This window comes from Streptomyces roseus, assembly GCF_001044425.1.
Lineage (GTDB): Bacteria > Actinomycetota > Actinomycetes > Streptomycetales > Streptomycetaceae > Streptomyces > Streptomyces roseus.
The window spans coordinates 16797-41285 of sequence record NZ_LFML01000161.1 but is presented as its reverse complement, the minus strand read 5'-3'; the positions used below and the strand labels follow the sequence as shown (position 1 = coordinate 41285).

The 24489-nt window shown below is 72.3% G+C and carries 20 protein-coding genes, 2 tRNA genes and 1 pseudogene; 3 read left to right on the top strand and 20 right to left on the bottom strand.

Annotation, left to right across the window (positions count from 1 at the left end; translation table 11 throughout):
- Nucleotide 1 precedes the first annotated feature (1 nt).
- Nucleotides 2-1891, bottom strand: coding sequence for an AMP-dependent synthetase/ligase (locus tag ACS04_RS33260; RefSeq protein WP_048480593.1), 1890 nt, complete (start codon nt 1889-1891; stop codon nt 2-4).
- Nucleotides 1892-2092: 201 nt separating this feature from the next.
- Nucleotides 2093-3958, bottom strand: a complete 1866-nt coding sequence (lepA, locus tag ACS04_RS33255) for a translation elongation factor 4 (protein WP_048480592.1) — start codon at nt 3956-3958, stop codon at nt 2093-2095.
- A 211-nt stretch (nt 3959-4169) separates the two neighbouring features.
- Here lepA and rpsT point away from each other — a divergent pair, with 211 nt between their 5' ends.
- Entirely contained in the window at nt 4170-4436 is a 267-nt protein-coding gene (gene rpsT / locus ACS04_RS33250; RefSeq protein ID WP_030159297.1) for a 30S ribosomal protein S20, read from the top strand.
- 177 nt (nt 4437-4613) lie between these two features.
- Here rpsT and holA read toward each other — a convergent pair whose 3' ends face one another.
- The gene (holA, locus tag ACS04_RS33245) at nt 4614-5606 is read right to left on the bottom strand and encodes a DNA polymerase III subunit delta (RefSeq protein WP_209441835.1); all 993 of its coding nucleotides are present in this window, start codon (nt 5604-5606) and stop codon (nt 4614-4616) included.
- Nucleotides 5607-5682: 76 nt separating this feature from the next.
- Here holA and ACS04_RS33240 point away from each other — a divergent pair, with 76 nt between their 5' ends.
- A complete protein-coding gene (locus ACS04_RS33240) occupies nt 5683-5925 on the top strand; it encodes a hypothetical protein (protein WP_048480590.1) in 243 nt (80 codons plus the stop codon).
- A gap of 44 nt (nt 5926-5969) precedes the next feature.
- Here the strand turns inward: ACS04_RS33240 and ACS04_RS33235 are convergent, their stop codons facing one another.
- From ACS04_RS33235 to ACS04_RS38800, 14 genes and pseudogenes are all read right to left on the bottom strand, one after another.
- Complete coding sequence (locus ACS04_RS33235) at nt 5970-6830, bottom strand: YceI family protein (protein ID WP_245236680.1); 861 nt, start codon at nt 6828-6830, stop codon at nt 5970-5972.
- A gap of 157 nt (nt 6831-6987) precedes the next feature.
- A pseudogene (locus tag ACS04_RS37145) lies at nt 6988-9360 on the bottom strand (ComEC/Rec2 family competence protein); the annotation flags it as partial.
- Nucleotides 9357-10109 (bottom strand): ComEA family DNA-binding protein, encoded by a 753-nt coding sequence (locus ACS04_RS33230; protein WP_342449609.1) that lies wholly within the window; start codon nt 10107-10109, stop codon nt 9357-9359. The gene ACS04_RS33230 and the pseudogene ACS04_RS37145, both read right to left, overlap by 4 nt.
- Nucleotides 10110-10435: 326 nt before the next feature.
- Nucleotides 10436-11281: a DegV family protein gene (locus ACS04_RS33225; RefSeq protein WP_048480588.1), complete on the bottom strand. Its 846-nt coding sequence runs from the start codon at nt 11279-11281 to the stop codon at nt 10436-10438.
- A 99-nt stretch (nt 11282-11380) separates the two neighbouring features.
- A complete protein-coding gene (locus tag ACS04_RS33220) occupies nt 11381-12124 on the bottom strand; it encodes a hypothetical protein (RefSeq protein WP_048480587.1) in 744 nt (247 codons plus the stop codon).
- Nucleotides 12125-12314: 190 nt separating this feature from the next.
- On the bottom strand, nt 12315-15185 hold the full coding sequence (gene leuS, locus ACS04_RS33215; RefSeq protein WP_048480586.1) for a leucine--tRNA ligase: 2871 nt from the start codon (nt 15183-15185) through the stop codon (nt 12315-12317).
- A 246-nt stretch (nt 15186-15431) separates the two neighbouring features.
- Nucleotides 15432-15504 (bottom strand) — tRNA-Ala (locus ACS04_RS33210).
- Nucleotides 15505-15665: 161 nt separating this feature from the next.
- A complete protein-coding gene (locus ACS04_RS33205) occupies nt 15666-15899 on the bottom strand; it encodes a hypothetical protein (RefSeq protein WP_008738908.1) in 234 nt (77 codons plus the stop codon).
- Nucleotides 15900-16043: 144 nt separating this feature from the next.
- Nucleotides 16044-16116, bottom strand: a tRNA-Ala gene (locus tag ACS04_RS33200).
- Nucleotides 16117-16239: 123 nt separating this feature from the next.
- On the bottom strand, nt 16240-16896 hold the full coding sequence (locus tag ACS04_RS33195) for a histidine phosphatase family protein (protein WP_048480585.1): 657 nt from the start codon (nt 16894-16896) through the stop codon (nt 16240-16242).
- Nucleotides 16893-17339 carry a ribosome silencing factor gene (rsfS, locus tag ACS04_RS33190; RefSeq protein WP_030159316.1) on the bottom strand — a complete coding sequence of 149 codons (447 nt, stop codon included), beginning with the start codon at nt 17337-17339 and terminating at the stop codon, nt 16893-16895. The genes ACS04_RS33195 and rsfS overlap by 4 nt, the downstream gene beginning before the upstream one ends.
- Nucleotides 17340-17448: 109 nt before the next feature.
- Nucleotides 17449-19164 carry an LCP family protein gene (locus ACS04_RS33185; RefSeq protein WP_048480584.1) on the bottom strand — a complete coding sequence of 572 codons (1716 nt, stop codon included), beginning with the start codon at nt 19162-19164 and terminating at the stop codon, nt 17449-17451.
- Nucleotides 19165-19188: 24 nt separating this feature from the next.
- The gene (gene nadD / locus ACS04_RS33180; protein WP_030862415.1) at nt 19189-19806 is read right to left on the bottom strand and encodes a nicotinate-nucleotide adenylyltransferase; all 618 of its coding nucleotides are present in this window, start codon (nt 19804-19806) and stop codon (nt 19189-19191) included.
- Nucleotides 19807-19873: 67 nt separating this feature from the next.
- Entirely contained in the window at nt 19874-20041 is a 168-nt protein-coding gene (locus ACS04_RS38800; protein ID WP_037836848.1) for a hypothetical protein, read from the bottom strand.
- Between the two features lie 141 nt (nt 20042-20182).
- Here ACS04_RS38800 and ACS04_RS33170 point away from each other — a divergent pair, with 141 nt between their 5' ends.
- On the top strand, nt 20183-21262 hold the full coding sequence (locus tag ACS04_RS33170; protein ID WP_048480583.1) for a M48 family metallopeptidase: 1080 nt from the start codon (nt 20183-20185) through the stop codon (nt 21260-21262).
- Here ACS04_RS33170 and ACS04_RS33165 read toward each other — a convergent pair.
- The 3 genes from ACS04_RS33165 to ACS04_RS33155 form a co-directional block, all read right to left on the bottom strand.
- Nucleotides 21246-22394, bottom strand: coding sequence for an SCO2583 family membrane protein (locus ACS04_RS33165; protein WP_048480582.1), 1149 nt, complete (start codon nt 22392-22394; stop codon nt 21246-21248). The genes ACS04_RS33170 and ACS04_RS33165 overlap by 17 nt on opposite strands.
- Nucleotides 22395-22462: 68 nt before the next feature.
- Entirely contained in the window at nt 22463-23011 is a 549-nt protein-coding gene (locus ACS04_RS33160; protein WP_048480581.1) for an SCO2584 family spore wall biosynthesis protein, read from the bottom strand.
- Between the two features lie 77 nt (nt 23012-23088).
- Complete coding sequence (locus ACS04_RS33155) at nt 23089-24366, bottom strand: glutamate-5-semialdehyde dehydrogenase (protein WP_048480580.1); 1278 nt, start codon at nt 24364-24366, stop codon at nt 23089-23091.
- Nucleotides 24367-24489: the final 123 nt, after the last annotated feature.

Genomic DNA, 24489 nt, shown 5'->3' with positions numbered 1-24489 from the left:
GCTACGCCTCGCGCGAGCCCTCGTACATCTCGTCGATCAGGTGCTTGAACTCACGCTCGACGGCCGGGCGCTTCAGCTTGAGGCTGGGCGTGAGGTCGCCGTGCTCCACGTCGAGGTCGCGGGGCAGGATCCGGAACTTCTTGATGGTCTGCCAGCGCTGGAGGCCCTCGTTCAGGGTCTGGACGTACGTCTCGATCAGCCGGTTCGTCTCGGCCGCCGCCAGGACCTCGCCGTACGTCTTGCCCTCCAGCCCGTTCTCGGCGGCCCAGACCATGATCGACGGCTCGTCGAGCGCGACCAGGGCGGCGCAGAAGTTCCGGTCGGCGCCGTGGACGACGATGCTCGACACGTACGGGCAGATCGCCTTGAACCGGCCCTCGATCTCGGCCGGCGCGACGTACTTGCCGTTCGAGGTCTTGATCAGGTCCTTCTTGCGGTCGGTGATGCGCAGGTAGCCGTCGGGCGACAGCTCGCCGATGTCGCCCGTGTGCAGCCAGCCGTCCTCCTCCAGCACCTCGGCGGTCTTCTCGGGCTGGAGGTGGTAGCCCTGCATGATGCCGGGGCCGCGCAGCAGGATCTCGCCGTCGTCGGCGATGCGGACCTCGGTGCCGGGGAGCGGCTTGCCGACGGTGCCGGTGCGGTAGGCCTCGCCGGGGTTGACGAAGGAGGCCGCGCTGGACTCCGTGAGGCCGTAGCCCTCCAGGATGTTGATGCCGGCGCCGGCGAAGAAGTAGCCGATCTCGGGGGCCAGGGCGGAGGCGCCGGAGACGGCGGCGCGCAGCCGGCCGCCGAAGGCGTCGCGCAGCTTGGAGTAGACGAGCGCGTCGGCGATCTTGTGCTTGGTGGCGAGGGCGAAGGGGACCGCGGGGCTGCCGGTGCGCCGATAGTTGTCCTGGGTGGTCTTGGCGTACTCGCGGGCCACGCCGACCGACCACTGGAAGATCTTGTACTTGGCGCCGCCGCCGGCCCGGGCCTTGGCCGCGACCCCGTTGTAGACCTTCTCGAAGATGCGGGGGACGGCCGCCATGTAGGTGGGCTGGACGACCGGCAGGTTCTCGATGATCTTGTCGATGCGGCCGTCGACGGCGGTGACGTGGCCGACCTCGATCTGGCCGGACGTCAGGACCTTGCCGAAGACGTGCGCCAGCGGCAGCCACAGGTACTGGACGTCGGTGCTGGAGATCATGCCGGTGGCGACGGTGGCCTTGGCCATGTACGACCAGTTGTCGTGCGGCAGGCGTACGCCCTTGGGGCGGCCGGTGGTGCCCGAGGTGTAGATGAGCGTGGCGAGCTGGTCGGCCGTGATGGCGCCGATCCGCTCCTTGACCGCCTCGGGGTGCCGGGCGAGGTAGGCCGTGCCGCGCGCCTCCAGGTCGGCGAGGGAGAGCACCCAGCCTTCCGGATCGCCGGGGGCCGGTACCGCGTCGGCGGCCTCCACGACCACCACGTGGGCGAGCTCGGGCAGCTCGGCGCGGCGCTCGCGGGCCTTGGCGAGCTGCGAGGCGTCCTCGGCGATCAGTACGCGGCTGGCGGAGTCGGAGAGGATGAACGCCGACTCCTCGGCGTTGGTGCTCGGGTAGATCGTGGTGACGGCGCCGCCGGCGCACATGACGCCGAGGTCCGCGAGGATCCACTCGACGCGGGTGTTGGAGGCGAGGGCGACCCGGTCCTCGGGCCGCAGGCCCAGCTCCAGCAGGCCGGCGGCGATGCCGAAGACCCGCTCGGCCGCCTGGCCCCAGCTCAGCGACTTCCAGTCGTCGGGGCCGCTGCCGGCGGCCGCGGGCACCGGGAACCGGTACGCCTCGGCGTTCGGCGTGGCGGCGACACGCTCCAGGAAGAGGGCCGCCACGGTGGGCGGGCGGTTCTCGATCAAGGTCTGTGTGTCGCTCACGGACGTCCTCCGGACCACGCGGCAGGGCCTGTCATTCAGGGGCTTGTAACTGGCGAGTAACCATCGAGCAGTGATCAGACTAGGTGTCCTCCGGCCGGGGCGTAAGGGCCCGCGAGCGGCCGATTCATAACGAAACAGGCCCCCGCGCGTCAGCGTGGGGGCCCGTTGCCTGGGGCAATGCTCTGCGGCGCTCGCCGCGGACTACTTCTTCTTGCCCGCGGACTCGTCGCTGGAGAGGACGGCGATGAAGGCCTCCTGGGGCACCTCCACCGAGCCGACCATCTTCATGCGCTTCTTGCCCTCCTTCTGCTTCTCCAGCAGCTTCCGCTTACGGGAGATGTCACCGCCGTAGCACTTGGCGAGGACGTCCTTGCGGATGGCGCGGATGGTCTCGCGGGCGATGACGCGCGAGCCGACGGCCGCCTGGATCGGGACCTCGAAGGCCTGCCGCGGGATGAGCTCGCGCAGCTTGGCGACGAGCCGCACGCCGTACGCGTACGCCGCGTCCTTGTGGGTGACGGCGGAGAAGGCGTCGACCTTGTCGCCGTGCAGCAGGATGTCGACCTTGACCAGGCTGCCGGACTGCTCGCCGGTGGGCTCGTAGTCGAGGGAGGCGTAACCGCGGGTCTTGGACTTCAGCTGGTCGAAGAAGTCGAAGACGATCTCCGCGAGGGGCAGGGTGTAGCGGATCTCGACGCGGTCCTCGGAGAGGTAGTCCATGCCGAGCAGCGTGCCGCGGCGGGTCTGGCAGAGCTCCATGATCGCGCCGATGAACTCGGTGGGCGCGAGGACGGTGGCCCGGACGACCGGCTCGAACACGTCCGAGATCTTGCCCTCGGGGAACTCGCTCGGGTTGGTGACCTGGACCTCCTTGCCGTCCTCCATGACGACGCGGTAGACCACGTTCGGCGCGGTGGCGATCAGGTCGAGGCCGAACTCGCGCTCCAGGCGCTCGCGGACCACGTCCAGGTGCAGCAGGCCGAGGAAGCCGACGCGGAAGCCGAAGCCGAGCGCCGCCGAGGTCTCCGGCTCGTAGACGAGCGCGGCGTCGTTGAGCTGGAGCTTGTCCAGGGCCTCGCGCAGGTCGGGGTACTCGGAGCCGTCGAGCGGGTAGAGGCCCGAGAAGACCATCGGCTTCGGGTCCTTGTAGCCGCCCAGGGCCTCGGTCGCGCCGTTGTGCAGGCTGGTGATCGTGTCACCGACCTTGGACTGGCGGACGTCCTTCACGCCGGTGATGATGTAGCCCACCTCGCCGACGCCGATGCCGTCGGCCGGGGTCATCTCCGGGGAGGAGACACCGATCTCCAGCAGCTCGTGGGTGGCGCCGGTGGACATCATCCGGATGCGCTCGCGCTTGTTGAGCTGGCCGTCGACCACACGGACGTACGTGACGACGCCGCGGTACGAGTCGTAGACCGAGTCGAAGATCATCGCGCGGGCGGGCGCGTCCTTGACGCCGACCGGGGCCGGGACGGTGGCGACGACCTTGTCGAGCAGGGCGTCGACGCCGAGACCGGTCTTCGCGGAGACGCGCAGGACGTCCTCGGGCTGGCAGCCGACCAGGTTCGCGAGCTCCTCGGCGAACTTCTCCGGCTGGGCGGCCGGCAGGTCGATCTTGTTCAGGACCGGGACGATCGCGAGGTCGTTCTCCATCGCCAGGTACAGGTTGGCGAGGGTCTGGGCCTCGATGCCCTGTGCGGCGTCGACCAGGAGGATCGTGCCCTCACAGGCGGCGAGGGAGCGCGAGACCTCGTACGTGAAGTCGACGTGCCCGGGGGTGTCGATCATGTTGAGGATGTGCGTGTTGCCCACGCCCTCGCCCGTGGTGGGCGCCCAGGGCAGACGCACCGCCTGGGACTTGATCGTGATGCCGCGCTCACGCTCGATGTCCATGCGGTCGAGGTACTGGGCGCGCATCTGCCGCTGGTCGACGACGCCGGTGAGCTGGAGCATCCGGTCGGCGAGCGTCGACTTGCCGTGGTCGATGTGCGCGATGATGCAGAAATTGCGGATCAGCGCCGGGTCGGTACGGCTCGGCTCGGGCACGTGGCTGGGGATCGCGGGCACGCAGTGTCCTGATTCTCGGGTCGCAGTCGGAAGCGTTTCCGGCTCTCGTCGGATCTGTACGCAGGTTCCCATGGTCCCATGGACGGAGCGATGCGCTCGGTTTGGGCCGGTCGGAGCGTGCCTGGTAGCCTGGGCAGCTGTGTCTCGTATGCCCTCTCAGCTGTCGAGGCACAATCCGAAGATCAAACTCTGAACCTGAAAAGGCTCTTTCGTGGCGAACATCAAGTCCCAGATCAAGCGGAACAAGACGAACGAGAAGGCGCGCCTGCGCAACAAGGCCGTCAAGTCTTCGCTCAAGACCGCGATCCGCAAGGCCCGCGAGGCCGTGGCCGCGGGTGACGTCGAGAAGGCCACCGTGGCTTCTCGCGCCGCCGCGCGTGCGCTCGACAAGGCTGTCTCGAAGGGTGTCATCCACAAGAACGCCGCCGCCAACAAGAAGTCGGCGCTGGCCACCAAGGTTGCCACCCTCCAGGGCTGAGCTCTGATGTGATCGCCGGAACGGATCCAGCGGGCCCTCTCTCCCGCTCCTGACCGGCACCCCGCGCCGCACACGAAGCGTTCGCCACGCGGGTGCGGCGCAACAAGAAGTAACGAAGGCCCCGAGAGCCACCCTCCCCCAGGGCGGCCCCCGGGGCCTTCGCCTTTCCCGGGACGCTCAGCGGCGCTGGGGGCGGGCGGCCCGGGCCACCGCCACGACCGCCTTTTCCAGGGCGTACCCCGGATCGTCGCCGCCGCCCTTGACGCCGGCGTCGGCCGCGGCCACGGCGCGCAGGGCGTCCGCGACCCCGTCCGCCGACCAGCCGCGCATCTGCTGGCGGACCCGGTCGATCTTCCAGGGCGGCATGCCGAGGTCCCGGGCGAGGTCGCCGGGGCGGGCGCCGCGCGGCGCCGAGGCCAGCTTGCCGATGGCCCGCACCGCCTGCGCCAGCGCACTGGTGATCAGCACCGGCGCCACCCCCGTGGACAGGGACCAGCGCAGGGCTTCGAGGGCCTCCGCCGCCCGGCCCTCGACCGCCCGGTCGGCGACCGTGAAGCTGGAGGCCTCGGCCCGGCCCGTGTAGTACCGCCCGACCACGGCTTCGTCGATCGTTCCCTCGACGTCGGCGCACAGCTGCGCCGCCGCGCTCGCCAGCTCCCGCAGATCGCTGCCGATGGCGTCGACCAGCGTCTGGCAGGCCTCCGGCGTCGCCGACCGGCCCAGCGTGCGGAACTCGCCCCGCACGAACGCCAGCCGGTCCGCCGCCTTCGTCATCTTCGGGCAGGCGATCTCCCGGGCCCCGGCCTTGCGGGCCGCGTCCAGCAGCCCCTTGCCCTTGACCCCGCCGGCGTGGAGGAGCACGAGGATGATCTCCTCGAACGGCGCCGCGAGGTACGCCTTGACCTCCTTGACCGTGTCGGCGGAGAGGTCCTGCGCATTGCGCACGACCAGCACCTTGCGCTCGGAGAAGAGCGAGGGACTGGTCAGCTCGGCGAGCGTGCCGGGCTGGAGCTGCTCCGGGGCGAGGTCGCGCACGTCGGTATCAGCGTCGGCGGCCCGGGCGGCCGCCACCACCTCCCGAACGACGCGGTCGAGCAGCAGGTCCTCCTGCCCCACCGCGAGGGTGAGCGGGGCGAGCGGATCGTCGGTGGAGTTCTTCCTGGTGGCCATCGCGTCCAGCATCCCATGTCGCACCGACAGCCCCCCGCGCCACCGCCTCCCCCGCCGCATCCCGGAGAATGACCGGGTGAACGTGCGACATGTACTGGTCCTGCCCGACCGCGACGCCGCCGAGGAGGTGGCCCAGGAGGCCGCGGACCGCTTCGGCCTCCCCGAGGAGCCCCAGCTGTTCCGCGACGCCCTCGCCGGCGAGGACGACGCCGAGGACGCCCAGTGGCTGGTGGTCGTCGAGGACCCGCAGGAGCAGCTCGACACCACGGCGCTGGACGCCCTCGCCGCCGAGTACGAGGGCTGGCTGGAAGCCCCGTAACGCTCCCGGCCCCCCGTGGCCTCTGCGGCCTCTGCGGCCCCTGCCTAGGCCTTGTGCACGATCTGTACGTCCAGCACCACTTCCACGCTCGAACCGATCGCCGCTATCCCCTGGGCCAGCACGGACTGCCAGTTGACGCCGAAGTCCTCGCGGTGCAGTTCGGCGGTGGCCCGGCAGGCCGCGCGGGGTTCGCCCTCCAGCCCGGTGCCCAGGCCCAGGTACTCGGTGTCCAGCGTCACCGAGCGGCTGGTCCCGTGCAGGGTCAGGGCTCCCGCGACGGCCCAGCGGCTGCCGCTGCGGTGGATGAACCGCTCGCTGTAGAACTCGACCGTCGGGTGCCGGGCCGCGTCCAGGAAGTCGGCGGAGCGCAGGTGGTCGTCCCGCATCCGCACGCCGGTGTCGATGCTCGCCGCGTCGATGATCACGTGCATGGAGGAGTCCTCCATGCGGTCGGCTATCCGCACCCCGCCGGCGAAGGTGTTGAACCGGCCGCGGATCCTGGCGAAGCCGATGTGCCGGGCCGTGAAGGCGATCGACGAATGCGTCGGGTCGAGCTCCCAGTGGCCGGGCGCCGGCAGCAGCGGCGGCTCCACGGCGTCGAGGACGATCTCCCCCGTGCCGGGCTGACCCGGGTCCCCGATCAGCGTCGCCCCGTGGAACGGCGCGTAGCCCTCGGCGGTGACGGAGAGCCGGTACTCGCCCTCCGGCACGGCCGCGGTGAACCCTCCGTACGGGTCGGTCTCGCCGCTGACGACGCGCCGGCCGATCGGGTCGGTCACCTCGAACTTCGCCTGCCTGACCGGCTGGTGGACGGTGTCGAGGACCCGGCAGCTGAGCAGCCGCGCCGTATGGGGCAGCGTCAGTGTGGCGGACGTGTGCGAACCGGCGCTTCCGGCCGTCTCCATCCCTCTTCGGCGACCGAACATGGTTGAGGCACCCCCGTGCTCTGTGGACTTGTACCGCTCTGGCGAAGACGCATTCGATCATGCTGTCGGGTTGCGGGCAAACGGAAAGGCGGTGTCCGGTATGCCCGTGTCGGCTCCGTCGCCGGCGCGAGGGGAACGCGCGCAGCCCCGGGCCGCTCCCGGCCACCGCGATCGAACCGTCGGTATCGGTGCGCAGCACGGTCGCCCCCATGGCCCGCAGCCGCGCGAGCGTACCCGGCGCGGGGTGCCCGTACCGGTTGCCCTCGCCGACCGGGACGAGCGCGAGCCGGGGCCGGACACGGGCCTGGAGCCCGGGGTCCTGGCGGGCGGAGCCGTGGTGGGCGACCTTGAGGACGTCGACCGGCCCCAGTTCCGGATGGGCCCTCAAAAGGGCTTCCTGTGCGGGCGGTTCGAGATCGCCGAGCAGCAGCAGGGTCAGGCCCGCGCCGCGGACCAGCAGGGCGACACTGGCGTCGTTGGGCCCTTCCGGACGCGGCCCATCGGACGCGGGCCACAGCACCTGCCACTCCAGCGGACCGGCCCGGCGCCGCTCGCCCGCCGAGGCCGCCGCGACGGGTACGCGCGCGGCCGCCGCGGTCCGCCGGACGAACGCGGCCTGGCCCGCCGGCTCTTCCAGCGTGGTGGTCTGAATCACACCCACGGCCCGGCCCCGCAAGACCCCGGACAGACCGCCGACGTGGTCCGCGTGAAAGTGCGTCAGCAGGAGCAAGGGAACCCGGCTCACCTCCAGAGCGCGAAGGCACGCGTCCACCGGTTCCGGCTCCGGGCCGGCGTCCACCACCACGGCCGTGCCCGGGCCGACGGAGAGCACGGCGGCGTCGCCCTGGCCCACCGCGCACTGCACGTAGCTCCAGTCGGGCGGCGGCCAGCGGGTGAGCGTACGGGTCAACTGCGGCGGCCGCAGCACGGCCAAGAGCAGCAGCACGGCCAGGGCGGAGCACACCCACGGCCGGCGTCGGATCCGCGCGCCGATCCCCACGACGGCCAGGGTGGCGCCGGCCAGCAGCACTCCCCCGGCGAACCCGCCCGGCCAGGCCAGCTCCGCGCCCGGCAGCCGGTCCCCGGCCCGGGCCACACCGGCGATCCATCCGGCCGGCACCCCCGCGCAGCGGGCGAGCAGCTCGGCGACGGGCATGCACAGCGGGGCCGCCGCGAGCGCCGCGAAGCCGAGCACGGTCGCCGGGCCCGCCGCCAGCTCGGCCAGCAGATTGCAGGGCACGGCGACCAGGCTCACCCGGGCCGAGAGAACGGCCACCACCGGCGCGCAGACCGCCTGGGCGGCCGCGGCCGCGCCCAGCGCCTCGGCGAGCCGGGGCCGCATCCCGCGCCGGCGCAGGGCCGCGCTCCAGTGCGGGCCGAGCGTGAGCAGGGACCCGGTGGCCAGGACCGAGAGCAGGAACCCGGGGCTGCGGGAGAGCCAGGGATCGTGCAGCACCAGCAGCAGGACAGCGGCGGCCAGGGCGGGGATCAGGGACCTGCGCCGCCCGGTGGCGATGGCCAGCAGGGTGATCGCCCCGCAGGCCGCCGCCCTCAGCACGCTCGGCTCCGGCCGGCACACCACCACGAACGCCAGCGTCAGCGCGGCCCCGCACAGGGCGGTCGCCCGCAGGGACAGCCCCAGACGGGGCGCCAGACCGCCCCGCTCGGCGCGCTGCGCGGCGGCGGGCGCACCGATGAGCAGGAACAGCACCACGGTCAGGTTGGACCCGGAGACGGCCAGCAGGTGCAGCAGGTCGGTGGCCCGGAACGCCTCGTCCAGATCGGGCGGCACCCGGGAGGTGTCCCCGACGACCAGCCCCGGCAGCAGGGCCCGGGCGTCCGGGGCGAGCCCCTCGGTGGCCTCGCGCAGCCCGCCCCGCAGCCGCCCGGCGATCCGCTGGACGGTGTCGGGTCCGCCGGTCACCCGCGGCGGGGTGTCCCCCGCGGGGCGCAGCAGTGCCACGGCCCGCTCCCCGCCCCGGCCCGGGGCCAGCCGGGCGACGACCGCGACCCGGGTGGAGGGCTGCAGCCGGGCCCACTGCGGATGCCCGGCCAGCACCCGTACCGGGGTCTCGACCCGGGTCCGCGTCCCGTCGGGGGCGGTGACCCGGGTCAGCACCGCGTCCAACACCTGCACGGGCGGGCCGCTCCCGCCGCGCGCCGGCCGCGGGTCGGAGCCCACCGTGAGCTCGGCGAGGACCCGGGCGTGCTCCCCTGCGAGCCCCACGACCGGCCCGGCCCGCGCCTCGGCCCGCTGGAGGCCCGCCACACCGGCCCCGGCGGCCGCGCAGAGCAGGACGGCGGCCGCGGCCGGGCCGATCCGCCACAGCCGTTCCGGACGCCGGCAGGCGGCCAGGAGCAGCAGCCCCGCACCGAGGACCCCCGAGGCCGCTCCGGCGGCGGCCCAGGCGGCCGGAACGCCGAGGGCGAGGGCGGCAGCCGCCCAGGCGGCCAGCGCCGGCACGACCAGGCGCAGATCCACCGGCCCCGGGCCCTCGGGGCCCTTCACGGCCGTACCAGCTTGCGCAGATCGGCGAAGCGCCGCTCCCCGATGCCGTCGACCTGCCGGAGCTCCTCCACTGAGCGGAAGCCGCCCCGGGCTGTCCGGAACTCCACGATGTGCTGCGCCAGCACCGGGCCGACCCCGGGCAGGCCGTCGAGCTGCTCCACGGTCGCCGTGCCGAGACTCAGCGGCCCGGCCGCACCACCGGGGCCCCCGCCCGGGCCCGCGCCGGACCCCGGCCCGCCCGGGGCAAGCTGCGCCGGGGCGCCCACCACCACCTGCTCGCCGTCGACCAGCACCCGGGCCCGGTTGAGCCCGCTGACATCCGTCCCCGGCCGCACTCCCCCCGCGGCGGCCAGCGCGTCCTCCACCCGCGCGCCGGCGGGCAGCCGCCGCACCCCCGGCTCACGCACCTTGCCGCTGACATCCACCACGATCCGCGCACCGCCGGCTCCCGCGGCGGCGGCCGGACCGGGGCTCGCCGACGGAGCGGGTGCCGTGGCCGGGGCGACCACCGCGGGCGCGGGCACAGGCTGCGGCCGGGCCGTCCAGTACTGCTGCGCCCCGAAGGCCACGGCCGCGGCGAGCACCACCCCCACGGCGGCCACCGTGCGGGGCTCCACCGCACACCGGGCCTGAAGCCACAGCGGCAGCCGCTCCCGCACCGCGAGCCCCAGCGCGGCTCCCCTCGACAGCGGGGCCTGCCCGGGCGGCGGCTCCCCCAACGGCGTCCGGCCGGGCGGCGGGTCGGCCACGGACCGGATCCCGGCCCCCTGACTCGGCCCCGCCTCCGCAGGGGCAGGCGGCGGCGGCTGCGGGCCGCCGCCCAGCAGGGCTTCGGCCCGGCGCCGCACCACCGCGGGCTCGGAATGAGGAGGCTGCGGCCGCCGCCGGCGGTGGCGCAGCCGACCGTCGGAAAGAGGGGGCCGCCCGGGACCGCTGGTGGCTCCGGAGGAGGGCGAGATACGTGTGCGAAGAGTCATGCCCCGACGGTAGGGGCGAATCCCGACCCCGGTTCGGAGTTATCAATTCCGGTGGAAATCCCGGCCGTTGTGGATAACTCCGCCACTCGTTCCGGTGATCAGCGGGGCGAGACGACCGCGGCCAGCAGCCCCGGACCGGTGTGCGCGCCGATCACCGCGCCCACCTCGCTGACGTGCAGTTCCACCAGGCCGGGGATACGGTCGCGCAGCCGCTGCGCCAGCTTCTCGGCCCGCTCGGGCGCCGCGAGGTGGTGCACGGCCACGTCGACGCTGCCCGCCCCGGCCCGCTCCACGGCCAGCTCCTCCAGGCGGGCGATGGCCTTGGACGCCGTACGCACCTTCTCCAGCATCTCGATCCGTCCGCCTTGCAGGGTGAGCAGCGGCTTGACGGCGAGGGCCGAGCCGAGGAGGGCCTGGGCGGCCCCGATCCGGCCGCCGCGGCGCAGGTAGTCGAGGGTGTCGACGTAGAAGTACGCGGACATGTCGGCGGCCCGCTTCTCGGCGGCGGCCACGGCCTCGTCGACGGAACCGTCCGCTTCGGCCACCTCGGCGGCGGCGAGGGCGCAGAAGCCCAGGGCCATCGCGACCATGCCGGTGTCGACGACGCGGACGGGCACCGGGGCGGTCTTGGCCGCGACGACGGCGGCGTCGTAGGTGCCGGAGAACTCGGCGGACAGGTGCAGGCTGACGATTCCGGTCGCACCGCCGTCCGCGGCCGCCTGGTAGGCCCGTACGAACTCCTCCGGACTGGGCCGGGAGGTCGTGACCGGGCGGCGTTTCTGCAGGGCCAGGGCGAGGCTGCGGGCCGAGATCTCGGTGCCCTCTTCGAGGGCCTCGTCGCCGAGGACCACGGTCAGCGGGACGGAGGTGATTCCGTGCCGCGACATGGCCGGTTGGGGCAGGTAGGCCGTGGAATCGGTGACGATCGCGACATGGCGGGACATGAGCCGGAGGTTACCGCCCGTGGGGGCGCGACGGCAGCCCGGCCCTGGCCAGGGATGGTCGGGAAGGGTGACCCGTGGCGGGCGCTCGGTGCCCGCGGCTCAGGTCGTCGTCTCCGGCCGCGGCGCCTTCTGCCACGGGTACCCGGTCTTCGGAGGTGTCGGGTTCAGGGCCGCCGGCGGCTCGGGAGACCGGCCCGCGGCCCCGGCAGCGGACCCGGTGGAACCGCGCCCCGCCGACGGCTGCTGGGCGTCCCAGGCCGCGGCGGCCGCCGCAAGGTCGTCCACCGACTCGCGGGACCAGTCCCGCAGCGCCCCCGATTCGACCTCGATCTGCGCCGACAGCGAGGACAGGTCGTCCTCGGCGAAGCGCCGCGCCCGGTCGCGGGCGGCCCACCGCAGCGAGTCCGCCGCCTCCGCGATCTTGGCGGTCCGTACCCTGAGCTCGGGGAGCATCGCGCCGATCCGCGCCCGGTCCGGCTCCTGTTCCAGCCGCTTCAGCTCGTCGTCCAGCTCGTAGCCGTGCGCGCTGAGCCGCTCGAACAGCCCGATCGACTCCTTCAGCGAGGCGTCCGCCTGGACGCCCTGGTACAGCGCCTGCTGCGTGGCCCTCATCGACGTCCGCAGATCCAGCCGCAGCTGCGCCAGCGCCCCCGCCACGCCCACCTGACCGAAGCTCTTGGCCTTCAGCGCCGTGTCCTCCACGGTCCGGCGGGCCTGGGTGATCGTGCGGTCCACACCCCGCTTCGCCGCCCCGACCGCCTTCACGGTGGCCCAGGCACCCAGCCCCAGGAAGGCGAACAGCACCAACAGGGCAAAGATGATGATCAACACGCCCGCCTCCATGAGAGGCTCCCTTCCCCTGCCGTCTCCGTCCCCTCCACCGTAAACGCCACGGGCAGGCCGGGGGTTCCCATCGAACCCCCAACCTGCCCGTACGGGACAACCCCTAGACCATGGTCACCGGGGTCAAAGACCATGGTCACCGGGTCATACGCTCCTTCGACCACAAGCCCGGAGCGGCCGGAGTCCCACGTCACACGACGATGTTCACCAGCTTCGGCGCGCGCACGATCACCTTGCGGATCTCGGCCCCGGCCAGCGCTGCCACGACCGCCTCGTCGCCCAGCGCCAGCTGCTCCAGGTCGCCCTCGGAGATCGTCGGCGGCACCTCCAGACGTGCCTTGACCTTGCCCTTGATCTGGACGACACAGGTCACGGTCTCGTCCACCACGTACGCCGGGTCCGCGACCGGGAAGTCCTGGTGCACCACCGAGTTGGTGTGGCCCAGGCGGTGCCACAGCTCCTCCGCGATGTGCGGGGCCAGCGGGGCGACCAGCAGCACCAGCCGCTCCGCGACCGAGCGCTCCAGCGGCCGGCCGGCCTTGGTCAGGAAGTTGTTCAGCTCGGTGATCTTGGCGATGGCGGTGTTGAAGCGCAGCCCCGCCATGTCCGCGCCGGCCCCGTCGATCGCCTTGTGCAGCGCGCGCAGGGTGTCCTCGCCCGGCTCGGAGTCGACGACCGTGACGGCGCCGGTCTCCTCGTCCACGATGTTGCGCCACAGGCGCTGCAGCAGCCGGTACTGGCCCACCACGGCCCGGGTGTCCCACGGACGGGAGACGTCCAGGGGGCCCATCGCCATCTCGTACAGGCGCAGGGTGTCCGCGCCGTACTCCTCGCAGATCTCGTCCGGCGTGACGGCGTTCTTCAGGGACTTGCCCATCTTGCCGTGCTCGCGCTTGACCGGCTCGCCCCGGTAGAAGTAGGCGCCGTCGCGCTCCTCGACCTCGGCCGCCGGGACGTACACGCCGCGCGCGTCGGTGTAGGCGTACGCCTGGATCATGCCCTGGTTGAACAGCTTGTGGAACGGTTCGGCCGAGGAGACGTGACCCAGGTCGAACAGCACCTTCGACCAGAAGCGCGCGTACAGCAGGTGCAGCACCGCGTGCTCGGCGCCGCCCACGTACAGGTCGACGCCGCCGTGCGGCGCGCCCTCGCGCGGACCCATCCAGTACTGCTCGATCTCCGGGTCCACCAGCGCCGAGGCGTTGTGCGGGTCCAGGTAGCGCAGCTCGTACCAGCAGGAACCGGCCCAGTTGGGCATGGTGTTGGTCTCGCGGCGGTACCGGCGCACCCCGCGCCCGTCGCCCAGGTCCAGCTCGACGTTGACCCACTCTTCGTTCCGCGACAGCGGGGTCTCCGGCTTCGAGGCGGCGTCGTCCGGCTCGAAGGTGCGCGGCGAGTAGTCCTCGACCTCGGGCAGTTCCAGCGGCAGCATCGAGGCGGGCAGCGGGTGCGCGACGCCGTCCTCGTCGTAGACGATCGGGAAGGGCTCGCCCCAGTAGCGCTGGCGGCTGAACAGCCAGTCGCGCAGCCGGAAGTTGACGGTCCCCTCGCCGATGCCCTGCTCGGCGAGCCACGCCGTGATGGCGGCCTTCGCCTCGACGACGCCCAGGCCGTCCAGGGAGATGCCCTCGCCGGTCGAGTTCACGATGGTGCCGTCGTACGAGGAGAACGCGTCCTCCCACTCCGCCGGGTCGGCATCGCGGTCGTCCGAGGGCTCCACGACGCAGCGCATCGGCAGCTCGAAGGCGCGCGCGAACTCGAAGTCGCGGCCGTCGTGGGCCGGGACGGCCATGATCGCGCCGGTGCCGTAGCCCATCAGCACGTAGTCCGCGATGAAGACGGGGACCTTGTCGCCGCTGACCGGGTTGACCGCGTACGCGCCGGTGAACACACCGGTCTTGTCCTTGGCCTCGGCCTGCCGCTCGACGTCCGACTTGGCGGCGGCCTGCTTGCGGTACGCGTCCACGGCCTCGCCGGGGGTCGCGGCGCCGCCGGTCCACACCTGGTGCGTGCCCTCGGGCCACTCGGCCGGGACGATCTTCTCGACCAGCGCGTGCTCGGGCGCCAGCACCATGTAGGTGGCGCCGAACAGGGTGTCGGGGCGCGTGGTGAACACCGTGATGGCGTCGTCGCCGACCGCGAAGTCGACGCGGGCGCCCTCGCTGCGGCCGATCCAGTTGCGCTGCTGGAGCTTGATGGCCTCGGGCCAGTCCAGCGCGTCCAGGTCGTCCAGCAGGCGGTCCGCGTAGGCGGTGATCCGCATGTTCCACTGGCTCAGCTTGGCCTTGAAGACCGGGAAGTTGCCGCGCTCGGAGCGGCCGTCCGCGGTGACCTCCTCGTTGGCCAGTACGGTGCCCAGGCCCGGGCACCAGTTGACGGGCGCGTCCGAGGCGTACGCCAGCCGGTACTCGTTCAGCACGCCGGCGCGCTCGCCCGCGCTCAGCGCGGCCCAGGAGCGGCCCCCGGGGACCTCACGGGAGCCGTCCTCGAAGGCGGCCACCAGCTCGGCGATCGGGCGGGCCTTGGCCGCGTCCGTGTCGTACCAGGAGTTGTAGATCTGCAGGAAGATCCACTGGGTCCACTTGTAGTAGTCCGGGTCGATCGTCGCGAACGAGCGGCGCTTGTCGTGGCCCAGGCCCAGCCGGCGCAGCTGGACCTTCATGTTCTCGATGTTCGCCTCGGTGGAGACGCGCGGGTGCGTGCCGGTCTGCACGGCGTACTGCTCGGCCGGCAGGCCGAAGGCGTCGAAGCCCAGGGTGTGCAGGACGTTGTGGCCGCTCATCCGCTGGTGGCGGGCGTAGACGTCGGTGGCGATGTACCCCAGCGGGTGGCCGACGTGCAGGCCCGCGCCGGACGGGTACGGGAACATGTCCATGATGAACTTCTTGGGGCGCGCGACGACCGACGCGTCACCGGCCAGGTCACCGGACGGGTTCGGGGCCTCGTACGTGCCCTGCGCGTCCCATACGTCCTGCCAGCGTGCCTCGATGTCGGCGGCCATGGCAGCCGTGTAACGGTGCGCCTCGGCCGCCTCGGGGGCCGGGGTGTTCGTCTCGCTCATGATTTCTGAAGCTCCATCGATCGTCTCTGCCGTCTCTGCCTGCCCAAACGAAAAAACCCCTCGCACAGGAGGGGACGCCGCGCCGATGCCGACCGTCTCGGGGTCGGTACTGATCAGCGCGGCTCGGTAAGCAGAAGGCGTACGGCACGCATGGCGCCAGGGTACCGCAGCGGGTCCGGCGGCCGCTCGACCGTTCCGCACAACGAGAAGCGGGCCACCCGATCCGGGTGGCCCGCTTCTCTTCTGTGGAGCTAAGGAGAATTGAACTCCTGACCTCCTGCATGCCATGCAGGCGCTCTACCAACTGAGCTATAGCCCCTTGTTTCTCTCTGCCGCCGGGCCCCTGCTCGGTTTCCCTTGCCGGTTCCCCCTGGCGACATCGAGAACATTACACGGTCATGGCCCAGGTCCAAAAATCGGTTTCCGAGCCTTCGGGTTTGCCCGGTTCACACCTTTTGTCCGTTACGGACGCCGCCGAGCTCACGCCCTCGCGAACTGGTAGAACCGCTTGAGCGTGCAGTGCTCGTCGAGCAGGCGCCCATAGATCGGCTCCCCCTCCAGCTCGCGGTACGTCTCGATCGGGTCGCCTTTTATGATCAGCGCCCGCGCGCATTCCTCGCACCAGTACTGGTAGTCGGGGTTGACCGGGTCCATGTCCCGCACGATCGGCGTGCCGTTGTTGCACCAGTCGCACCGCCGCCGGTGTGCACCCATCCGTCAGCGACTCCCTCCCACGTCGGGCCGTCGACTCCCCCTCCGGCGGTCCCGATTCTGCCACGCGGGTACGGGGCGGGTCAGCAGGCACCGGAGGAACAAACGGAAGGATCCCGCCCCCTGTTGGGGACGGGATCCTGATTGTGGAGCTAAGGAGAATTGAACTCCTGACCTCCTGCATGCCATGCAGGCGCTCTACCAACTGAGCTATAGCCCCGCTCTCCGCCGCGCTCCCCCCGTTTCCGGTGTTCCGCGCTGCGAACAAGAAGAACTCTAGCCTGTGACCAGCCGGAAAGTGAAATCCGGGTGGGAGCCGGGTGGGAGCGGCCCTGAGGCCGGCTCAGTCGTCGTCGCCGAGCACCGGTTCCGGCAGCGTGCCGGCGTTGTGCTCCATCAGACGCCAGCCGCGCGCGCCCTCGCCGAGGACGGACCAGCAGCAGTTGGAGAGCCCGCCCAGGCTCTCCCAGTCGCGGGCGTCCAGGCCCAGCAGCCGGCCGATCGTCGTACGGATGGTGCCGCCGTGGCTGACCACGACGAGCGTGCCGCCCTCCGGCAGCCGGCCGGCGTGGTCCAGGACCACCGGCGCGGCGCGGTCGGCGACCTCGGTCTCCAGCTCGCCGCCGCCGCGGCGCACGGGCTCGCCGCGCTTCCACGCCGCGTACTGCTCGCCGTACTTCTCGATGATCTCTTCGTGCGTGAGGCCCTGCCACTCACCGGCGTACGTCTCGCGCAGCCCGGCGTCGTGCGTCACGGACAGGCTCGTGACGGCGACCAGCTCGGCCGCCGTGGCGGAGGCCCGCCGCAGGTCCGAGGCGACGATGGCGGCCGGCTTCATGGAGGCGAGCAGCCGGGCGGCGCGGCGCGCCTGCGCCACACCCGTCTCGGTCAGCTCGATGTCCGTGGAGCCCTGGAAACGGCGCTCCAGGTTCCACGAGGTCTGGCCGTGGCGCCACAGGACGATCTTCCGGCCCCTCTTGCGGGTGGGGGTCGCGCTCAGAACAGATCACCGTCCAGGTCCTCGTCGCCCGCCGCCTCGCGCAGCTTGGCGTGCTCCTCGGCCTTGCCCTTGGTGAGCTTGGCGTCCTCGGGCAGCTCGATCTCGGGGCAGTCCTTCCACAGGCGCTCCAGCGCGTAGAAGACCCGCTCCTCGCTGTGCTGCACGTGGACGACGATGTCGATGTAGTCGAGCAGGATCCAGCGGGCGTCGCGGTCGCCCTCACGGCGCACCGGCTTGGCGCCGAGCTCCTTGAGCAGGCGCTCCTCGATCTCGTCGACGATCGACTTGACCTGGCGGTCGTTGGGCGCCGAGGCGAGCAGGAAGGCGTCGGTGATCGACAGCACGTCGCTGACGTCGTACGCGATGATGTCGTGCGCGAGCCGGTCGGCCGCGGCCTGGGCGGCGGCGGTGATGAGCTCGATGGAGCGGTCCGTGGCGGTCACTGGCCATGCTTTCGGGTTGGCGGGCAGATCCATACAAGGGTCTCATGTACCGCCGACCCCGCCCGCGCGCAGCGGCGCGCACGGACGGGACCACCTGTCCGGGGCCTGGTCAGGACGGTTTGTAGTCCTTGCCCAGGGTCACCACGACGTCGGCGTTCACCGCGTTCTCGCCCTTCTTCAGGACGCTCTCCGGCAGGCCCAGGGTCTTGGCCACCTCGACCGCCTTGGGGCGCTGCGCGTCGTCCTGGTACGTGATCTGCGTGGCGGGCTGGGTCTTGTCGGCCTTGCCGCCGTCCACGAAGGTGTAGCCGCCGTTCAGCAGCGCCGCCTTCGCCGCGACCTGCGTCTTCTCGTCGCCGGTGGCGTCCTTGAGCCCCACGCGGGGCGCGGTGCCGGCCTGGGCGGCGGTGAAGCTGCCGCCGAGCACCTCCTTGACGACGTTCTTGTTGGCGTCGTCGGTGAGCGTGCCGTCCGGCTTCACCGCGAGGACGTCCGTGCGGTACGCGCCCTCCTTGGCGCGCTCGCCGAGCCTGGCCAGCAGTGCGCCGAGGGCCTGGGCGTTCAGGGAGGGGTCGAGGATCTGGCCCATGCTCTCGACCGTGACGGTCGCCGACTTCGCGTCGCCGGGCACCTTGCGCAGCACCGCGTAGAGCACCTTGCCGAACCGGTCCAGCTGCTTGGCCTCGGGCTCGCCCTGGCCGCGGTACGTGGCGTACGCGACGGCCATCGCCCCGCTGAGGTGCTGCTTCGGGCCCTGCCCCACGGCCGGGATCTTGGCGGCGTCGTCGGCCGGGACGGCGACGTCGGTGTCGGCCTCGATTCCGCCGACCAGCTCGACCAGGTTCTCCAGGAAGGGGGTGTCCAGGCGCCAGGTGCCGCCGATGTGGGTGCCGAGCACCGAGTCGAGGGAGTCCTTGACGCCCACGCCGCCCTCCTCGACCGCCTTGCCGAGGGCCGTGCCGGTGCCGTCGTCCTTCGCGACGCCCAGCGCGTTCGGCAGGAGGACGGTGGCGCCCTTCTTGGTGGTGACGTTGTCGACGAGCAGCGCCGTGGAGGTGCCGCCCTTCTTGGTGTTGTGCAAGTGGACGACGATCATGTCGCGCTTCTGCGGTCCGGAGGCGGCCGCGGCGTCCTTCTTCTGCCCGGGGCCGTCGAGGAACGGCAGCTTGCCCGCGTACCAGAGGTAGCCGGCGCCGCCGACGACGAAGAGGGCGAGGACGACGATGAGGGCGACCACCCGGTTGCGGCCGCGCCGGCGGGCCTCCTCGCGGCGCTCGGTCCGGCTCTCGGTGAACTTGAGCCAGTCGATGACGTCCTCGGAGTCCTCGTCCGGCTGGTCGATGAACGCGAACTGCTCGGTGCGGTAGTCGGGGGCGGACTGCCCGTCATCGGGCCGGCGCGGTTCGGGGACCCGGTCGGCGCGCGCCGGCTCGGGCCCGGCCGCGGGGCCCGGGGCGGCGGGAGCGGGGGCCGGCGCTTCGGGGGCGGACTGCTGCGGGATCCACTGCCGGCCCTGCTGCGTGTCGTAGCCGTAGCCGGGGGCCTGCGGGTACTCCTGCTGCCCGGGGTACTCCTGTTGGCCGTAGCCGGGAGCGGCCGGCTGCTGGGGCTGCTGCTGCGGGTAGTAGGCCTGGTGGCCGTAGCCCTGCGAGTCGTAGCCCTGCGGGTCGTAGCCGTACTGCTGCTGCTCGTACCCCTGCTCGTACTGCTGCCCGGGGGCGGGCTGGGCGGGCACCTGGCCGTACACCGGCCTCCCGTACGGGTCGTAGCCGATGAGCTGCTGCTCTTGGGCGTACGGGTCGTACGGATCCTGTCGGTCGTTCACCGCGGGGCCCCTCTCTCCGGAAGCTCAGGCTCCCCGGTACAGCTCACGCTTGTCGATGTAGCGCACCACACCGTCGGGCACCAAATACCAGACAGGATCCCCCTGGGCGACCCGGGTGCGGCAGTCCGTGGAGGAAATCGCCAGCGCGGGCACCTGCACGAGGGAGACGCCGTCCTCGGGGAGCCCGTCGTCGGTGAGCACGTGGCCCGGCCGGGTGACCCCGATGAAGTGGGCGAGCGAGAAGAGCTCGTCGGCGTTGCGCCAGGTCAGGATCTGGGCGAGGGCATCGGCACCGGTGATGAAGAACAGGTCGGCGTCCTCGTTGAGGGCGCTCAGGTCACGCAGGGTGTCGATGGTGTACGTCGGCCCGCCGCGGTCGATGTCGATGCGGCTCACCGAGAACTGCGGGTTCGAGGCCGTCGCGATGACCGTCATCAGATAGCGGTCCTCGGCGGGGGACACGGCGCGCTGCGACTTCTGCCACGGCTGGCCGGTCGGTACGAACACCACCTCGTCGAGGTGGAACAGGGCGGCCACTTCGCTGGCGGCCACCAGGTGTCCGTGGTGGATCGGGTCGAATGTCCCGCCCATCACGCCGAGCCGGCGCTTGACCGGGCCGGTAGGCATCTCCTGCTCTCCCATGAGCGCAGAGCCTACTGGCCCGGCGGAGCGGCGCGGACCCTCGTTCGAGCGCGTGCGCGAGGGGGGCTCAGCGGTCGCGGTTCAGGCGCGTGGTCACCCAGAGCATCAGGAGCAGGATGAACAGCGCGCCGCCGCCGGTCAGGTACGGGTTCAGGCTGTCGTGGTTGCCGCCGTGCTGCTCGGCGCCCTCCGACGCGAGAACGACCAGGTTGTGGGCGGTGGAGGAGAGGCTCATCAGGCAGATACCTATCGAGTCGGGGAGCGAGCGGAGACTTCGCTCACATCGTATGCGGGGGCCTGGGGCACGCTCACGCCGACTCAGGCGTTGGAGAGGATAGACGCAGCAGCACTCAGGCCGATCAAGGGGGAGGGCGTTATGAAGGAGACCGGGTTCGAGAAGGTGCCGGCGCGGGACCGCAGGAGGTTCCCCGGGATTTCCTCGCGCGCGTACGAGCACCCGGCGGACCGCTCGGCGCTGGTGGCGCTGCGCAAGCTGAGCGGGTTCGACACGGTGTTCAAGGCGCTGAGCGGGCTGCTCCCGGAGCGCAGCCTGCGGCTGCTCTTCCTATCGGACTCCGTCCGGGTGGGCGAGACCCAGTTCCCGCACCTGTACGAGATGCTCCGCGACGCCTGTTACATCCTGGACCTGGAGAAGGTCCCCCAGATGTACGTGCAGCAGGACCCGCGGCCGAACGCGATGTGCATCGGGCTGGACGAGCCGATCATCGTCGTGACGACCAGCCTGGTCGAGCTGCTGGACGAGGAGGAGATGCGGGCGGTCGTGGGCCACGAGGTGGGCCACGCGCTGTCGGGGCACGCGGTGTACCGCACGATCCTGCTGTTCCTGACGGGCCTGGCACTGAAGGTGGCCTGGATCCCGCTGGGCAATGTGGCGATCATGACGCTGGTCACCGCGCTGCGGGAGTGGTTCCGCAAGTCGGAGCTGTCGGCGGACCGGGCCGGGCTGCTGGTCGGGCAGGACGTGAACGCGTCGATGCGGGGCCTGATGAAGCTCGCGGGCGGCAACCACCTCCACGAGATGAACGTGGACGCCTTCCTGGCCCAGGCCGAGGAGTACGAGTCCAGCGGCGATCTGCGCGACTCCGTCCTGAAGATCCTCAACGTGCTGCCGCGCACGCACCCCTTCGCCACCGTGCGGGCGGCCGAGCTGAAGAAGTGGTCCCGGCACCGGGACTACCAGCGGATCATGGACGGCCACTACCCGCGGCGCGAGGAGGACAAGGACACCTCGGTGTCGGACTCCTTCCGCGAGTCGGCCTCGCACTACGCGGACGCGGTGCGCAGCAGCAAGGACCCGCTGTTCAAGCTGGTCGGCGACATCGCGGGCGGGGCGGCCGATGTCGGCGGCAAGCTGCGCGACAAGTTCACCGGCGCGGCCGGCGGGGGCTCGGCCGCGGGCGGCGGGGCCAAGGGCGGGGCTACGGAGAAGGGCTGACGGAAGCCGTCCCGGCGGCCGTGGGCGGTGCCAGTACGCCGCACAGCCCGGCGGCGCGCCTGGGGGTGCCACTGGCGTACGGATCGCTCGCGGCCGGGCCGACCGTGGTCGGTCCGGCGCCGGCCAGGACGGGGCGGAAGCTCCCGGCCGGGTCGTTGGAGCAGTCCTGGGGACCTGCCATCACGTAGGCGGTGACGAGCTCCGTCCGGCGGGCCACCAGGTCGTCGCGGTCGAAGCGCAGCTTCAGCTCCCGCCGGACGGTGAAGAGCGAGGCGCCGTCGGCGGCGGCCGGGGATCCGGTGGCGGGGCGCACGGCGTACACGAAGGTGTGGTCGGTGATCACTTCGAGGACGTCCGTGGAGACCTCGTCGATGGCGAGGGTTCCGCTGACCCGGACACGGGTGTCGGCCACGACGGCCGTGCCCGGGTCGAAGCGGACCAGCCAGCCGGTCGCGGCGAGGCGCCCGTCGCCGGCGGGCGAGGCGATGCTGCGGTCGAACTGGTCCAGCTGGTCCGGGTGGAGCAGGACCCGCACGGGACGGGTGGCGGCCCCGGCCAGCACGTCGGGGTCCAGGGAGGACTGCACCAGGTAGTCCTTGGCGATGGACAGGGCGGTGACGACCTGGCCTTCGGTGAAGTGGGCGGTGCGGCGCGCGCCGGGCAGGGTGATGCCGGCCGCCCCGACGCGGTAGTCGGCCGCCGGGCTGTTCGCGTACAGGTCGGCGGGGCGTCCGCCGGGCACCGCCGTGGCGGGCGCGAGCGGCACGATCGTGCTGGTCAGCGCCTCGGTGCGGCCGACGGTCGGGGGGAGGGCCGGGTTGCTCAGGCCCATGTAGACGGCCGTGGCGAAGGCCAGGGCGATGAGCAGCACGAGCAGCATGCCCTGGCGGGCGCCACGGCCGGGCGTGCTGGTGCGGGGCCCGCCGGAGCCCGCGCCGGACCAGATGGACCGGCTGCGTACGGCCCGCGCGTGTTCGCCCATGCGCTCCTGGGCGGAGAACTCCTGGAGCCGGGCAGCCCGGACGAAGTCCTCGTCGAACACCACCGACCGGTACTCGTCCGACCGGAACTCCTCGTCACCCCCGCCGATGCCCTCGGGGGTGCCGTCGGGTGGATCTCCTGGCACGGCCATTGCTTCTCCCCGCTGTCCCCGCTTCAGAGAAGCCCCCGGCTCCGGTAAACGCGAGTGGGGTCGTACCTTCAGGGTTGGCGGGCGACGGGGTACGTAAACGCTCCGGCGCCGGTGACTTCGGTGAGCGGGGTGGTGGCGGGCGCGGGCGCGTGGTCCGCGTCGCTCGACGCACTGCGGTAGACGGCGCTGAAGGCCAGCGCGACCATGCCGAGGCCCATCACGAAGGCGAGCACCCAGGCGACCGGGCGCAGCCAGGGCGAGCGGCCCCGGTAGGGCCGCAGGGAGCCGCCGTAGGCCCCGTACGGGCCGTCCGCGTAGCCGGGGCCGTGTTCCCAGCCCGGTTCGTCGATGCCGTACCCGTCGGGCCGGCCGTAGCCGTAGCCCTCGTAGTCGTCGTCGGAGGTCCAGCCTGCGGCGACGGCGCGGGCGGCTTCCGCCTCCGCGCGTGCCCGGTCGGCGGCCCGCTGGCGCTCCGCGGCGCTCGGTTCATGGATCTCGGCGCTCCGGACGAAGTCCTCGTCGAACACCACGGAGGCGAAGTCCTGATCCGCGCCTCCGCGGTCGTCGTCGTCGGGCTCCCCGTCGTCCGGGAACTTGCCCCCCACGTCGTCCGGCACAGCACCAGCCTAGACCGGGGGCGGTGCTTTGGGCAGGGCATGAGCCGAAATCCGGCCACCCGGTGTGCGGGGTCCGACTACCGGACGTGACCGTCGCCCGTGACGATGTACTTGGTGGAGGTGAGCTCCGGAAGGCCCATGGGGCCCCGGGCGTGCAGCTTCTGGGTGGAGATCCCGATCTCGGCACCGAAGCCGAACTGGCCACCGTCGGTGAACCGGGTGGACGCGTTTACGGCGACCGTGGTCGAGTCGACCAGCTGGGTGAAACGGCGGGCGGCGGCCTGCGAGGTGGTGACGATCGCCTCGGTGTGACCGGAGGTCCAGCGGCGGATGTGGGCGACGGCGGCGTCGAGGGAGTCCACGACCCCGGCGGCGATGTCGTACGACAGGTACTCGGCGGCCCAGTCCTCGTCGGTGGCGGGGAGCGCGGTGGCCTTGGAGTGCTCGGCGGCCGCGAGGACCCGCTCGTCGCCGTGGACGGTCACGCCGGCGTCGGCGAGGGCGTCGAGGGCGCGCGGCAGGAACGCGTCGGCGATGTCGCGGTGGACCAGGAGGGTCTCGGCGGAGTTGCAGACGGAGGGCCGCTGCGCCTTGGAGTTGACGAGGATGTCCACGGCCATGTCGAGGTCGGCCTGGGCGTCCACGTAGACGTGGCAGTTGCCGGTACCGGTCTCGATGACCGGGACGATGGACTCCTCGACGACGGTCTTGATGAGCGAGGCGCCGCCGCGCGGGATGAGGACGTCGACGAGGCCGCGGGCGCGCATCAGCTCGCGGACGGAGTCGCGGGACTCTCCGGGGACGAGCTGGACCGCGTCCGCGGGCAGGCCGGCGCTCTCGACGGCGTCGCGCAGGATCGCGACGAGGGCGGTGTTGGAGGAGTACGCGGAGGAGCTGCCGCGCAGCAGGACCGCGTTGCCGGACTTGAGGCAGAGGGCGGCGGCGTCGACGGTGACGTTGGGGCGGGCCTCGTAGATGATGCCGACGACGCCGAGGGGGACGCGGATCTGGCGCAGGTCGATCCCGTTGGGGAGGGTCGAGCCGCGCACGACCTCGCCGACGGGGTCGGGGAGGGCGGCGACGTCCCGGACGTCGGAGGCGATGGCCGCGACGCGGTCCGGGGTGAGGGTGAGGCGGTCGACGACGGTCTCGCTGGTGCCGGCTTCGCGGGCCTTGGCGATGTCCACGGCGTTGGCCTCGACGATCTCGGCCGTACGGGCCACCAGCGCGTCCGCGATGGCCAGGAGGGCGGCGTCCTTGGCGGAGCGCGGGAGCGGAGCGATGGCCGCGGCGGCGGTACGGGCGGCTTGCGCGGTGGCGATCACGGGCGAGACGGGGGCGTCGAGCGAGGTCATGCCGCCCAGGGTAGTCCCCGGGCCCGCCGGGGCAGCGGGGGTTCCACCCCGCGAGACGGCCGTCTCACGGGGCCCTGCGCGGCACGGCGCCTCCCGGTACGGGTGCGCGACCTGGGACGGGTG